We start from the raw sequence: 13,025 nt of genomic DNA, 5'->3' as shown, positions 1-13,025 counted from the left end.
GGCCGGATCAGCCGCCGCGACGTCAGCCGTTAAAGATCTGCCGCCGAAGATCAGCCGCCGATGACGGCCTGGATCTTCTGCTTCAGCGTGTCGGCGTTGAAGGGCTTCACGATGTAGTTGTTCACGCCGGCCTGCTTGGCGGCGATGACGTTCTCGGTCTTGCTCTCGGCGGTGACCATGATGAAGGGCGTCGCCGCCAGCTTCGCGTCCGCACGGATTTCCTTCAGGAGCTGCAAGCCGGTCATCGGCTCCATGTTCCAGTCGGAGATGATGAGGCCGAACTTGCTCTCACGCAGCTTCGCCAGCGCCGACACGCCGTCGCCGGCCTCGTCGATGTCGGTGTAGCCGATCTGGGTCAACAGGTTCCGCACGATGCGCCGCATGGTGGCGTAATCATCGACGACGAGGATCTTCATCTAGACGTCTCCGCAATAATCCGTTGCCGGTGTCTGTCCGGCCGTTACGCCCACCCGGCGCGGGGGCTGCGCCGTAATCCGGGAAGTGATGCCGACTGTAGTGCCCTAACCGCCGCCAAAAGTCATCCCCTTGGGTCACACTGCAGCAGGCCGGTAAAGAACGTGTTACCACGGACGACAACTTCTTGCGGAATCAGGGGTGTCCCCAACATCGGTTCCGATTCGACATGACTGCGCTTTGGCGGTCACAGGGGAGCCGTCGCCGCCTCCAGCCAGCGGCGGGTCGCCTCGTCCAGCAGCGGCGACAGCGACTCGCACACCCGCGTATGATAGGCGTCGACCCAGGCGGCCTCCGCATCGGTCAGCAACGCCCGCTCGATCACCGACCGGTCGATCGGCACCAGGGTCAGCGGCTCGAACTCCAGGACCGGACGTTCGGCACCGGCCGGTTCGCCCTCCGGCTCCACCGGGCGGACGACGATCAGGTTCTCGATGCGGATGCCATAGGCACCGGTCTTGTAATAGCCGGGCTCGTCGGACAGGATCATGCCCGGCTGCAGGGCGACGGTGTTGCCGACCTTGGACACCCGCTGCGGCCCCTCATGCACCGACAGGAAGCTGCCGACGCCATGGCCGGTGCCATGGTCGTAGTCCAGACCGGCCTGCCACAAGGGAAGCCGCGCCAGGACGTCGAGCTGCGATCCGGTGGTGCCGCGCGGGAAGCGGGCGGTGGACAGCGCGATATGCCCCTTCAGCACACGGGTGAAGCGGTCGCGCATCTCAGCCGCCAGCGCCGGATCCAGCTCGCCCACCGCCAGCGTGCGGGTGACGTCGGTGGTGCCGTCCAGATATTGCGCGCCGCTGTCCAGCAGGAACAGGCTGCCCGGCTCCAGCCGGCGGTCGGTCTCCGGGGTGGCGCGGTAATGGACGATGGCCCCGTTCGGCCCGGCCCCGGCGATGGTGTCGAAGCTGACGCCGCGGAACCGCTCGTTCTCCCGGCGGCAGGCCAGCAGCCGCTCCACCACCGCCAGTTCGGTCAGGGTGCCCTTCGGCGCCTCCTGCGAGAACCATGACAGGAAGCGGACGATGGCGGCGCCGTCACGGAGATGGGCGGCCCGGGTGCCGGCCAGTTCCGCCGCGTTCTTGGCCGCCTTGGGCAGGGCGCAGGGATCGCCGTCGCGCTCCACCCTGGCGCCGGCCAGCAGCAGCCGGTCGACGATCCAGGCCGAGGTGCAGCCCGGGTCGGCCAGCACGCGGGCGGAGCCGCGGGCGACGGCATCCAGCGCCGGACCGAATTCCTCCACCGGCCGCACCCGCACCTGGTTGCCCAGCTGAGCATGGGTTCGGGGCGCCAGCTTGCGCGGGTCCAGGAACAGCTCCACCGACGCATCGGCCGACAGGATGGCGAAGGACAGCGGCAGCGGCGTGCAGGGCACGTCGGCGCCGCGGATGTTCAGCAGCCAGGCGACGCTGTCGGGCTGGGTCAGCACGGCGGCGGCGATGCCCTTCTGCCCCAGCTCGTCGGCCAGGCGGGCGCGCTTGTCGGCGGAGCTTTCGCCGGCGAAGTCCTCGTCCTGCGGCACCACCGGCGCGAGCGGGGCCGGCGGCTGGCCCCGCCACACCGAATCGAGCGGGTTGTCCTCGCAGGCGATCAGCAGGATGCCGGCGCGCTCCAGCGCGGCGCGGGTCTTCTCCACCCAGCCGATGGTGTGCAGCCAGGGATCGAAGCCGAAACGCCCGCCATCCGGCAGGGCGGCGGCGATCCAGTCGGTCAGCGGATCCTCGATCAGATGCCGGTACTCGTACAGGTCGGCCGGCACCTCGGCCCGGACCTGAAGGGTGTAGCGGCCATCGACGAAGACCGCCGCGTGGTCGGCGGTGATCACCGCATGGCCGGCGGATCCGGTGAAGCCGGTCAGCCAGCCCAGCCGCTGCGCCCGCGGCGGCACATACTCGCCCTGGTGCTCGTCCCCGCGCGGAACGATGAAGCCGTCGAGGTCGCGGCGTTTCAGCGCGGCGCGCAGGTCCGCCAGCCGTTGCGCCGGTGCGGGCTCCTCCGCCGGCGCCTCGGCGGCCAGCAGCGACTTGAGCGCCTGGAGCTGTTCGGTCAGGGCCGGCGGCAGGGCCTCGCCCACCAGCACCAGCCAGGCCGCCGGATCCTCTCCCTCCGGCGCCGCCAGCACGCCGGCGAGCAGCGCACGGACGTCGGCGGGAGACCGGCCGGTCCCGGCTTCGGCCAACAGGGTCGCAAGGACGTCGTCGCCACGATAGGCAGCGGAGGGGATCGCGCTGGGCACGGAACCTGTTCCTCGGAAGAGTGAATCCTGAGGTGACAGGCTAGGCACCCGGCCGGTCCCGCGCAAGCGGTGGTGCGACGGTTATGCTGGTTGGGGGGCCGGTTGGGGGGGCGGCTTCGAATGCCCCCTCCCCATTCCTCCCCCGCCCTCGGCGGTGGAGGGGGTTGGATGCTTGTCAGCGTAACGAAAATGCCGAAGCGGCGGCAGTCCCCTCTCCCACCGAAGGTGGGGGAGGGTTAGGGAGGGGAAAAACGCACCCCCTCAGACTGGCAACCCCGCATCGTCCGGCAGCCCCAGACGCGCCAGCACGCGCTTGCGGGCCTCGCCGCGTTCGACGTCGGAGATGTGCAGCAGGCCGCCGATCCGCCGCAGCAGGCTGGACTCCAGGTCGTTCAGCACACCGTCGGCGTAGGCAACCTCCCACAGCATCTCGATGATCCAGAGGCGCTGGCCGGGCGGGCAGCGCTCCATGATGATGCTGACATAGCGGAGGTAGGGCGAGACGTCCTCGGTGTCGAAGACGGCGGCGGACAGCAGGTCCTGCGCCTCTTCCTCGCTCAGGTTGAAGTGGCGCCGTGCGACCGCCATGATGCGGTCGCGCTCCGCCTCCGAAATGGTGTTGTCGGTCCGTGCGGCCTCGACCATCAGGGCGGCGGCGGCGGCCTGCAGGGCGTCCTCGCCCGGCTCGGTGGCGTCGTCGCCCGTGAACAAGGACCGGATGCGGTTCAGCATGGTGGCTCCCCAGGAACATGTCGGAACATCGTCCCTAGGGGAAGTCGCGACCCGGCCCTTTGGTTTCAACGGCCCCTGGCTTAACGCTTGACCACAAGAGTGGTCCATTCCCCGACCGGGATGCGGGCGACCAGCCGCAGGCCCTGGTTGCGGTGCGCCTGGATGACGTGGCGCTCCTGGCGGTTCAGCAGCCCGGCGAGCACGGCATAGCCGCCCTTCTTCAGATGGCGGCGCAGCTGCGGCGCCATGCGCGACAGCGGGCGGGCCAGGATATTGGCGGTGATCAGCGTATAGGGCTTGTGCCGGCCGACGATGCGGGTGTGGTAGCCATCGCCGCCCTGGGCGCGGATCATGCCCTTCTGCCCGTTCAGCGCCGCGTTGATGCCGGTGACGCGCACCGCCTCGGGGTCGATGTCGACGGCGGTCACCGGCACGCGCCAGCGCTTGGCAACCGCCAGCGCCAGGATGCCCGAGCCGCAGCCCATGTCGAGCGCGCCGCGCCGGCCGCCGCGCGGCAGCTTCAGGTGGCGCGACAGCCGGTCGAGCGCCTGGAGGCAGCCGTTGGTCGAGCCGTGTTCCCCCGTGCCGAAGGCGGTGGCGGCATCCACCAGCAGCGGGATGCTGCCGGCCGGAACGATGCCCTCATGATGGGAACCATGGACGAAGAAGCGCCCGGCGCGGATCGGCGGGAAGCCCTGGTAGCTGTGCGACACCCAGTCGATCGGCGGCAGGCTCTCGATCGCCAGCCGCGGCTCCTCGATCCCCAGCGCCTTCGCCAGCACGGCGACGCGGGACTGCAGCCGCGCCTCGTCGGGGACGCCGTACAGGGTCGCCTCGACCAGCCAGTCGCCGCCCTCCTCCAGTTCGAAGGTCGACACCGCATCGGCATGGTCGCCCACCGCCTCGGCAAAGGCCGGCGCATGGGCTTCGGGAACGACCAGCGCGATGCGCCAGAGCGGGGTTTGCGACATGACAGGGGCTTTCCGACGACGGCGCGAGAACAGAAGCGGCGTTTTTAGCATCAAGGCGGAAAGAGACCAAGGCTTCCGGAGATTTGGAGAAACCCTTATCGCTCCTCTATCGCCCCGACAGGCGGTCGGCGATGTCGTGCATGCCCTGCGCCCGCAGGACCGCCTGCCGGTGGCGCGTCAGTCGGCGGTCGAGCGCCTTTTCCATCGCCGCTCCGCCAAGCATCATGCCGTCCGCTCCCCTCAGCCGGTCGGCGAGGTCATGGGCCAACAGGCCTTCCGCCGTCGCGTCGCGGCGGTCGAGCGGCTGGTCGCCGGCGATGCTCCGGCGCAGACGCTCCAGCAGGACAGCCCGGCTCTGCGGCGCGCGGCCCCGCAGGGCGAGGCGGCAGACCCGGCGCAGCGGAGCGCCCATCGGTACCTGCGCCGGAACGGGATCGCGGTCGAACAGGGCGTCGGCCAGCGTGCAGAGGCCGGCATGCAGGCTGGGCTGGGCACCCAGCAACTCCTTGACCGTGTCGGCGGAGCCCAGGATGTCGGCGACCACCCCGTCCAGCAGGGCCAGATGCCGTGGCTCGGCCGCGTCACCCATCAGCGCCAGCAACAGATCAAGCTTTCCGGCCAGCGGCCCACCGGCTTCCAGATGCCGGCACAGCAGGGTGAGGAACAGCGGGTCGTGGCCGGCCGGCCCCACCGCCTCCACGATGCGGCTGCTGGTGCCGGGCAGATCGGTGGCATCGAAGCGCGGCAGCCGGCGGCCTTCGGCCAGCGCATCGCGGGCGGCGGCGGTGACCGCCTCCACCAGCTGGCGCAGTTCGCGGGCACGGGCGGCGTGGGAGACGCCGTGAAGATCGGCGTGGTGGCGGGCGACCGCATGGATGGCGGCGCCCATCAGCGCGCCCTGCTCCTCCAGCCGGCGGAACAGCGGCCAGGAATGCAGCAGTTCGGTCGGGGTGATGCGCTGGGCGTCGAGATAGGGGCGCAGCAGCCGGCCGATGACCATCCGGCTCTCGAAGCCGCGCAGGTCGTCGGGCGTGCGGCAGAGCGGCGCCCCCTCCGCCGTGCCGCCGAGGGAGAGGCCCTGGCGCTGGGGCTGGGGAGCCGTCTTGTGCAGGATCACCGTTTCCAGCGACAGGCCGGCGACGGTGCGGAACTTCACCACCTTCGCCTCCTCCACCCCGGAGGCCGCCAGTTGCGAACGGGCGGCCGACAGCGCCGCCTCCTGGTCGGTGTAGGCCCCCTCGATGCGCCAATGGCCTTCGCGGCGGCTCTGCACCTCGTAGCTGATGCTGCCCGTTCCGAACACGGCGGATGCCCCCGGCTCCATTGCAATGCTGCAATGATGTGCCGCGGCGGATTGCCGGGCTGTGACGGCCATCACAGTGCGGCAACACGTCCCACAAGGGAGCCGGAGGCCGGATCAATCCGCGTTGTCGGCGTGCTCCCCGAGATCAGCCCGCCTTGTCGGCGGGCACGACGAAGCTGTCCATCACCTTCTTGTTGCCGGAATGGTCGAAGTCGATCTCCAGCTTGTCCTCCGCCACGGCGACGACGGTGCCGTAGCCGAATTTCTGGTGGAAGACCCGCGCGCCCTTGGCGAAGGGCGCATCGGGGCGCGGGCGCGGCGCCACCGCATAGGCGCCCTGGTCCAGCGTGATGGTCTTGGGTGCCGGCGCCTGCCGGGTCGAGCCGCGGAACTGGAAGCCGCCGCCCGCGAAACCGCCCGCCGATCCGCCGGCGCCATAGCTGCCTGAACCGCCGCCGAAACTCCCCCGCCCGCCGCTGCCGGCGAACAGGCCGTTGGCGGCCTCCGCCTCCACATTGTCCTGTGGGATTTCCTCGACGAAGCGGGACGGCACGGCGCTGACCCAGTTGCCGTAGAGCCGGCGGTTGGCGGCATGGCTGACATAGGCGCGGCGGCGCGCCCGGGTCAGGCCGACATAGGCCAGCCGCCGCTCCTCCTCCAGCCCGGCGATGCCGGTCTCGTCCAGCGCCCGCTGGTTGGGGAACACGCCCTCCTCCCAGCCCGGCAGGAAGACATGGTCGAACTCCAGCCCCTTGGCGCCGTGCAGGGTCATCACCGTGACCTGCTCGACCCCGGCGGCCTCGGCATTCTCCATCACCAGCGCCACATGCTCCAGGAAGCCCGGCAGATTCTCGAACTCCGCCATGGCGGTGATCAGTTCCTTCAGGTTCTCCAGCCGGCCGGGCGCTTCCGGCGTCTTGTCCTCCTGCCACATGCGGGTGTAGCCGGACTCGTCGAGGACGGTACGGGCGAGCTCGGTGTGCGGCACCGTCTCCATCAGCGTCCGCCAGCGGAAGAAGTCCTGCAGCAGTCCACGCAGGGTGGCGCGCAGCTTCGGCTTCAGCTCGTCCGTCTCGGTCAGCGCCCATCCGGCTTCGGTCAGCGACAGCCCCCGCGCGCGGGCGGCGGTGTAGAGGCTCTGCATCGCCGCCGGGCCGACGCCGCGCTTGGGCAGATTGACGATCCGCTCGAAGGCGAGGTCGTCGTCGCCGGAATTGACCACGCGGAAATAGGCCAGCGCGTCGCGGATTTCCTGCCGCTCGTAGAAGCGCGGACCGCCCAGCATCTTGTAGGGCATCCCCAGGGTGATGAAGCGTTCTTCGAACTCGCGGGTCTGGAAGCCGGCGCGGACCAGCACGGCGATCTGCGACAGCGGCGTGCCCTTGCGCTGCAGCCCCTCGATCTCCTCGCCGACCCAGCGCGCCTCCTCCTCGCCGTCCCACACCGCCTTGACCTTGATCGGCTCGCCGCCGTCGGCCTCGGTCCACAGCGTCTTGCCGAGCCGGCCCTGGTTGTTGGCGATCAGGCCGCTCGCTGCGGCCAGGATATGGCCGGTGGAGCGGTAATTCTGTTCCAGCTTTATTATAGTAGCCCCAGGAAAATCGGTCTCGAACCTGAGGATATTTCCAATCTCAGCTCCACGCCAAGCGTATATCGATTGATCTTCATCGCCAACACAACAAATATTCTTATGGGCCTGCGAAAGTATTCTAAGCCACAGATACTGGGCGACGTTCGTATCTTGATATTCGTCGACCAGCAGGTATTTGAACTTGCGGTGATACTCCGCCAGCACGTCCGGATTGTTCTGGAAGATGGCGAGGTTGTGCAGCAGCAGGTCGCCGAAGTCGCAGGCGTTCAGGGTGCGCAGCCGCTCCTGGTAGGCACGGTAGATCGCCACCACCCGGCCGCCCGCCACGTCGCCACCGTCGGCATCGGCGAGGCGGTCGGGGGTCAGGCCGCGGTCCTTCCAGCGCTCGATCGCGCCCAGCACCTGACGCGGCGGCCATTTCTTGGAATCGATGTTCTCGGCCTGCAGCAATTGCTTGATCAGACGGACCTGGTCGTCAGTGTCCAGGATGGTGAAGTTCGATTTCAGCCCGACCAGTTCGGCATGGCGGCGCAGGATGCGGGCGGCCAGCGCATGGAAGGTGCCGAGCCACCAGCCTTCCGGCTCGATCCCCATCAGATGGCCGACGCGCTCGCGCATCTCGCGGGCGGCCTTGTTGGTGAAGGTCACCGCCAGGATCTGGAAAGCGGCGGCACGGCGGGTCATCAGCAAATGGGCGAGCCGGGTGGTCAGCACCCGCGTCTTGCCGGTGCCGGCACCGGCCAGCACCAGCACCGGTCCGTCGAGAGCCTCCACCGCCGCTCGCTGGGTCGGGTTCAATCCGTCCAGATAGGCGAAACGCTGGGCCGCCGGAAAACTCTCCCGCGGAAAGCCGGAGGTCGAACCGGCAGCGGCAGGAGCGGCATGGCTCAACGGATCATCATCATAAGCGTCTGACATGGGGGGCCCGGACTGGCGATGGACAAAAATCGGCTGAGGCATGCGAATGCCATCTCGTGGTCGGAACGTATACAGCACAGAGCGCCCCGGCACGACCCCCGGCGAGACGCGGCGGCATCCGGCGGCGATCACGGGACGAAGCGGCCAAGCTTATGCCGAAGGGCGGAATTCCCGGGCATAGGACTCCAACCATCGGGCGATGACATAGTTCTGCACGGCAAGAACCGTTAGGCGGAGAAGTCTCCTGACACTGTAGTTCAGGGTCCTGACGAAATCACAGGCAGTCTGTCGACGATTTGCCCTCTTATGTCACAGACCGTTACTCCACCCGACCATTGCAAGGCGCTTTATGTCCGCATCTTGTCTTATGCGGTCTTACGGCATATGCCCATTGCTCGACGCGAAATTTACCTAAGCGAAATTTTGCCCGGCGCAAATCGGGGGTATCTATGGATCACAACGAGGCACCCCCGAACCCCGAGGGGTGAGCGGACCGGACGCTGGGGCGAACGGTCGGGGATGCCTCCGAAGCGCCATTCGGCGCCACTTCGATCGGAATGGAACAAAAGGCGGGCTGAGACCATGGATGCCATCAACGTTTTCCTCATCGACGCCAACAAGCTTTTCCGTGAGGGCATGAAGCGCTTGTTCGAAGGCACCCCCTTCAACGTCGTCGGCGAGGCCGGCACCCTGCGCGAGGGCCTGTCGACCCTCGGCACCGGCACGAACCCCGATCTGATCCTGATCGATCTGCCGAGCGGCGCCGACGAGGAGGTCGAGGCGATGCGCTCGCTGCGCGAGCATCACCCGTCGATCAAGGTCGTCATTCTGACCAACGACCTGGAGACCCGCCGCCTGTCGGCGGCGCTCGGTGCCGGCGCCGGCGGCTACCTGCTGAAGGATATCGCCTGCGAGGCGCTGATGCAGTCGCTGAAGCTGGTGATGATGGGCGAGAAGGTGTTCCCGACCCATCTGGCCGAACTGCTGGTCAGCGGCCGCACCGAGGACATGGGCGCCGAGCTGCCGACCCGCCGCAAGGGCCTGTCGCAGCGCGAAGTTCAGATCCTGCGCTGCCTGCTGAACGGCAACAGCAACAAGATGATCGCCAATCACCTGAACATCACGGAAGCCACCGTGAAGGTTCATCTGAAGAGCCTGCTGCGCAAGATCAACGCCTCCAACCGCACCCAGGCCGCCATCTGGGCGCTGAACAACGGCATCGGCGATCAGGCTGCCGAGACCGGCGTCGCCGCTACGGTCTGATCCTCTCCGATCCGGTCGCCGGCCCGGTCGCCGGCTCTTCGACAGCTCCGCCAAAAGGTCTCGCCCGCCTTCCGTACAGGCCGCCCGTCCCGTCCATCCGGGGCAGGCGGCCGGCGGGGCGGGACGTTGCCTTTTGCAAAGCCTTGTCCTTTGCAGGCTCTTGCCGCGAGACGGATGCGGATAAGCCGCGCAGGCGGGCATAGAGGAAGCGGTCTAAGACCAAAAGCGAACTACAGCGCCTGAATGGGCGTGCCTATCTGAACGTCCGGATCGATGACGCCATCCCGGTGTGAGATCGCCGCAACCTTCTGGAAATGCCTGCGATGAACGTGCTGATCGCCGACGATCACCTGCTGTTCCGAGATGGTCTGCGCCGGCTGCTGGCGCAATTCGACGCCGACATGACGTTTTTCGAAGCCAGCACCTATGACGAGGTGCGGTCGCTCTGCGACGGGACCAGGCCCTTCGACCTGATCCTGCTGGATCTGGGAATGCCGGGCTGGACCAGCTTCTCGGCGCTGGGCGACATCCATGCCAGCCTGCCCAAGGCGCTGCTGGTGGTGGTGTCGGGGTCGGAGAAGCGGTCGGACCTGCTGGCCGCGCTGGAGAACGGAGCCGCCGGCTATATCCCGAAATCCTCCAGCGCCAAGGTTCTGCTGGGCGCGCTGCAACTGGTGCTTGCCGGCGGCATCTATCTTCCCGAGCAGGCCATCCGCGGCGGCGACCGCGTCGACCAGATGCATGGCGGCTATGGCGGCAGCTACGGCGGGACCGGCAACGGCGACACGATGGACGAGTCCGCGGGCCTCGGCAACGGCAACGGCGACCAGCTGACGCCGCGCCAGCGCGACGTGCTGGCACGGCTGCGCGACGGCAAATCCAACAAGCAGATCGCCCATGAACTGGGTCTGACGGAAGGCACCGTGAAGGTTCACGTCACCGCCATCCTGCGGCATCTGGGCGTCCGCAACCGTACCCAGGCCGCCCTGACGGCGCAAAGCCTGTGAGGCTCTGAAACTCGGCGGGGTGCGCTTCGCGCGCTCTGAAACCCCTGGCTGGCGATCGGCTTCACGCTTCAAATCGAGGCCGGCTTCCTGCGGCCCTGTCGGATGCGAAGCGGCTGTCCGCCCGCCACCCGGCCATTGTTTCCGTGAACGCCTGAAGAGCGGGCGCTGACTTCGAAGGGCTCGGTTTTTCTGAAGCCGAGGGCCGGCCTTGCCGGCCGTCATCCCTTACCGCTGCGCCCGCTCCACGGCGGAGACCAGGGCCAGCAGGGCGCCGCGCAATTCGGCGGCGTGGGTCCGCGGACGGATGGCGGCTGCGTCGGGGACCGCGACGACCGTCAATGTCCGGCAGCCGGTCAGTCCGCCTTCGAGGAGCGAGAACAGGCCGGTCGGGTCGCTGCCCTGTATCAGGGTAACCGGCAAGCGGACCGCCGGCAGTTCGGCTTCAAGCTCACCGAGGGTGCCGGACCGCACGGCCGGTGATGTCCGGCCGAAACGGGCCGCCAACGCGTTCCAGCGCCGACGCATCGGCGACTCGGCACCGACGTCGTCGACGATCATCACGCCGCCGACCTGCTCGGGAAAATCCAGCGCCGCGGCGATCGCGAGCGGCGCCGTCATCGCCCCTGCAACCAGCACCGGCCGGCGCCCGCCGCGCTCCACCAGCAACGGCGAGAGGATCGCCGCTCCCGCGGCAGCCGGTACGGTCAGCCATTCCTGGCCTGCCGGCACCTGGTCGAGCAGCCGCCACCACGCTCCCTTGCCGGGATGGAGAAAGATCACGCGCCGTCCCGATGGATCGCCCGCGCGATCGGCCGCCCGATCGCCGGCCCAGGCATTCCCCCCATCCACGGCCAAGCCGTTCACCGGAAAACGGGCGGTCTCTGCCCGTCCGGCACGGACGGCGGAAGGCTGGGTGTGAAAGAACACGGTCGGTGATCCCCGGAGTTGGCCATTCGCGGTGGAACCGTCCCACCGCCACAACCAACCCTAACGAAGCGGAACCCAAGTCGTCCCGTTCCATAAATCGGGCAGAAACCTTAACAGCGCCGGAAAAGCCGCTCCGTCCGCAAAAGGTTTCAGCCATCACCGAAACACGATAAAAGCAAAGAATAATCCACGACTTGCCGCCCGAGGCGGACTCCCCGGACGGCAGGCCACCGGATGGCGGATCAATGCAGAGTCACCTCCTCGCCTTCGCCATCCGGCGCGACCGCCAGCGGGCGCCGCAACTCGCCGACAAGGCTGCGCCATTCCGGCGCTCCACCCAACTGTTGCAGCAACTGTGCAGTGAAGGCGAAGACCGCATGTTCCAGCGGCCCGTTGTCCTCGGCATGGGCATTGACGGTCAGGCAGGATTCCGCGGCGCTTTCGAAGATGGCGGCCGCGGCGCTGGCGCCGGGTCCGGGGTCGGGCAACGGGATGGCCTGAGGCTTCTCTCCGCTGACACGCAGGCGCGACAGGTTGTCGGCCAGCAGGCGGGTGCGGATCGCATTGTCGACTGCGGCGGCCATGGTGTATCCGGCCTCCTCCTCGACCGTGGCGCGCAGTATGCGCAGCCCGGCGATCAGCCCGCGGGCCACGTCGCCGTTGCCGCCGCGCTTGGCCGCCGCGGCGACGGCGGTGCCGAGAATGGCGGCGACCACCGGCGAAAGCGATTCGCCTTCGCGCGGCATGTTCGGCGCGTCGGCGCCGGACTCGGTGTTCAAAGCCTCGGTCATGCGGCCTCCGATCCGTGTGATCCGGAAACGGGCGGCCCGCCGGCGATGCTGCCGACGAAGGACCCGTCCGGATGCGTCGTCTTGATGCCTGTTACGGATCTGTGGACCGAGCGGATCCGCTTCAAGGCATGGATGGCATAGACCCTTCCCTTCTTTCGCGCCGTCGGACGGGGTGCCCCATCCTTGCTCCGCCGTTCCGCGGTCGACAGGTGCGTCCTCGGCGTACCACGGCGGCGCCCACAGGGGCGCACAACGGGGTGGGGGCGCTCCGCACCGATCTGTCCGGCCCGCCTCTAGGCGAGCGGCACGGCCGTCCCCACATCTGCGGCGAAAGGGAGGATTTCGTGTCATGCCTCTGCTCAGTCTTCTCCTCAACGTGCTGTGGGTGGTCACGGGCGGCATCTGGATGGCGCTCGGCTGGCTGTTCGCAGCGGTCCTGATGGCGCTGTCGATCGTCGGCCTGCCCTGGGCCCGCTCCGCCCTGACCATCGCCCATTACACCCTGCTCCCCTTTGGACAAACCGCCGTGCGGCGGGATGAGTTCCGCGGGCGCGAAGACATGGGCACCGGCGCCCTCGGCTTCATCGGCAACGTGGTGTGGTTCGTGCTGGCCGGCTGGTGGCTGGCGCTGGGCCATCTGGTCGCCGCGGCGGCGCTTGCCATCACCATCATCGGCCTGCCCTTCGCCTGGGCCCATCTGAAGCTTGCCCTGCTGGCCTTGTGGCCGATCGGAACCGAGATCGTGCCGTCCGACGACATGGGCCGGCGCGTGGCCGGGCGGCCCTGATCCCGGCCCGCCTGACTTCCGG

General features: G+C 68.4%; 11 protein-coding genes. 3 read left to right on the top strand and 8 right to left on the bottom strand.

Annotated elements, in window-relative coordinates:
• Positions 1–50: 50 nt before the first annotated feature.
• The 6 genes from JHL17_RS10670 to JHL17_RS10645 all read right to left on the bottom strand — a co-directional run bounded on the left by JHL17_RS10670 (position 51) and on the right by JHL17_RS10645 (position 8,228).
• A complete protein-coding gene (locus tag JHL17_RS10670) occupies positions 51–416 on the bottom strand; it encodes a chemotaxis response regulator CheY (RefSeq protein ID WP_012974572.1) in 366 nt (121 codons plus the stop codon).
• A 245-nt stretch (positions 417–661) separates the two neighbouring features.
• Positions 662–2,713: a M24 family metallopeptidase gene (locus JHL17_RS10665; RefSeq protein WP_200192848.1), complete on the bottom strand. Its 2,052-nt coding sequence runs from the start codon at positions 2,711–2,713 to the stop codon at positions 662–664.
• A gap of 261 nt (positions 2,714–2,974) precedes the next feature.
• Positions 2,975–3,445: a tellurite resistance TerB family protein gene (locus tag JHL17_RS10660; RefSeq protein ID WP_200192846.1), complete on the bottom strand. Its 471-nt coding sequence runs from the start codon at positions 3,443–3,445 to the stop codon at positions 2,975–2,977.
• 80 nt (positions 3,446–3,525) lie between these two features.
• Entirely contained in the window at positions 3,526–4,416 is an 891-nt protein-coding gene (locus JHL17_RS10655) for a 50S ribosomal protein L11 methyltransferase (RefSeq protein WP_200192844.1), read from the bottom strand.
• A 106-nt stretch (positions 4,417–4,522) separates the two neighbouring features.
• On the bottom strand, positions 4,523–5,719 hold the full coding sequence (locus JHL17_RS10650; RefSeq protein WP_200192842.1) for a hypothetical protein: 1,197 nt from the start codon (positions 5,717–5,719) through the stop codon (positions 4,523–4,525).
• A gap of 145 nt (positions 5,720–5,864) precedes the next feature.
• A complete protein-coding gene (locus JHL17_RS10645) occupies positions 5,865–8,228 on the bottom strand; it encodes an ATP-dependent helicase (RefSeq protein ID WP_200192840.1) in 2,364 nt (787 codons plus the stop codon).
• Positions 8,229–8,810: 582 nt separating this feature from the next.
• On the opposite strand from JHL17_RS10645, the gene JHL17_RS10640 reads away from it, so the two are divergent.
• Positions 8,811–9,491, top strand: coding sequence for a LuxR C-terminal-related transcriptional regulator (locus JHL17_RS10640; protein WP_200192838.1), 681 nt, complete (start codon positions 8,811–8,813; stop codon positions 9,489–9,491).
• Between the two features lie 323 nt (positions 9,492–9,814).
• Complete coding sequence (locus tag JHL17_RS10635; protein ID WP_200192836.1) at positions 9,815–10,498, top strand: LuxR C-terminal-related transcriptional regulator; 684 nt, start codon at positions 9,815–9,817, stop codon at positions 10,496–10,498.
• Between the two features lie 225 nt (positions 10,499–10,723).
• Here JHL17_RS10635 and JHL17_RS10630 read toward each other — a convergent pair whose 3' ends face one another.
• Together JHL17_RS10630 and JHL17_RS10625 are read right to left on the bottom strand one after the other, a co-directional pair.
• The gene (locus tag JHL17_RS10630; RefSeq protein WP_247893444.1) at positions 10,724–11,278 is read right to left on the bottom strand and encodes an alpha/beta fold hydrolase; all 555 of its coding nucleotides are present in this window, start codon (positions 11,276–11,278) and stop codon (positions 10,724–10,726) included.
• Between the two features lie 389 nt (positions 11,279–11,667).
• Positions 11,668–12,216, bottom strand: a complete 549-nt coding sequence (locus JHL17_RS10625) for a hypothetical protein (RefSeq protein WP_200192832.1) — start codon at positions 12,214–12,216, stop codon at positions 11,668–11,670.
• Between the two features lie 349 nt (positions 12,217–12,565).
• Here JHL17_RS10625 and JHL17_RS10620 point away from each other — a divergent pair, with 349 nt between their 5' ends.
• Entirely contained in the window at positions 12,566–13,003 is a 438-nt protein-coding gene (locus JHL17_RS10620; RefSeq protein ID WP_200192830.1) for a YccF domain-containing protein, read from the top strand.
• The last annotated feature ends 22 nt before the right edge of the window (positions 13,004–13,025 follow it).

The organism is Azospirillum endophyticum (assembly GCF_016595245.1).
In the GTDB taxonomy this organism is placed as follows: domain Bacteria; phylum Pseudomonadota; class Alphaproteobacteria; order Azospirillales; family Azospirillaceae; genus Azospirillum; species Azospirillum endophyticum.
Note: the sequence above shows the minus strand (reverse complement) of the source record. Positions and strands in the feature narration are given on the sequence as shown.

Bases quoted from the DNA above. Each gene is read 5' to 3' on its own strand.
- JHL17_RS10660 (WP_200192846.1), bottom strand. From the start codon at position 3,445: ATGCTGAACCGCATCCGGTCCTTGTTCACGGGCGACGACGCCACCGAG.
- JHL17_RS10670 (WP_012974572.1), bottom strand. From the start codon at position 416: ATGAAGATCCTCGTCGTCGATGATTACGCCACCATGCGGCGCATCGTG.
- JHL17_RS10655 (WP_200192844.1), bottom strand. From the start codon at position 4,416: ATGTCGCAAACCCCGCTCTGGCGCATCGCGCTGGTCGTTCCCGAAGCC.
- JHL17_RS10645 (WP_200192840.1), bottom strand. From the start codon at position 8,228: ATGTCAGACGCTTATGATGATGATCCGTTGAGCCATGCCGCTCCTGCC.
- JHL17_RS10625 (WP_200192832.1), bottom strand. From the start codon at position 12,216: ATGACCGAGGCTTTGAACACCGAGTCCGGCGCCGACGCGCCGAACATG.
- JHL17_RS10640 (WP_200192838.1), top strand. From the start codon at position 8,811: ATGGATGCCATCAACGTTTTCCTCATCGACGCCAACAAGCTTTTCCGT.
- JHL17_RS10635 (WP_200192836.1), top strand. From the start codon at position 9,815: ATGAACGTGCTGATCGCCGACGATCACCTGCTGTTCCGAGATGGTCTG.
- JHL17_RS10620 (WP_200192830.1), top strand. From the start codon at position 12,566: ATGCCTCTGCTCAGTCTTCTCCTCAACGTGCTGTGGGTGGTCACGGGC.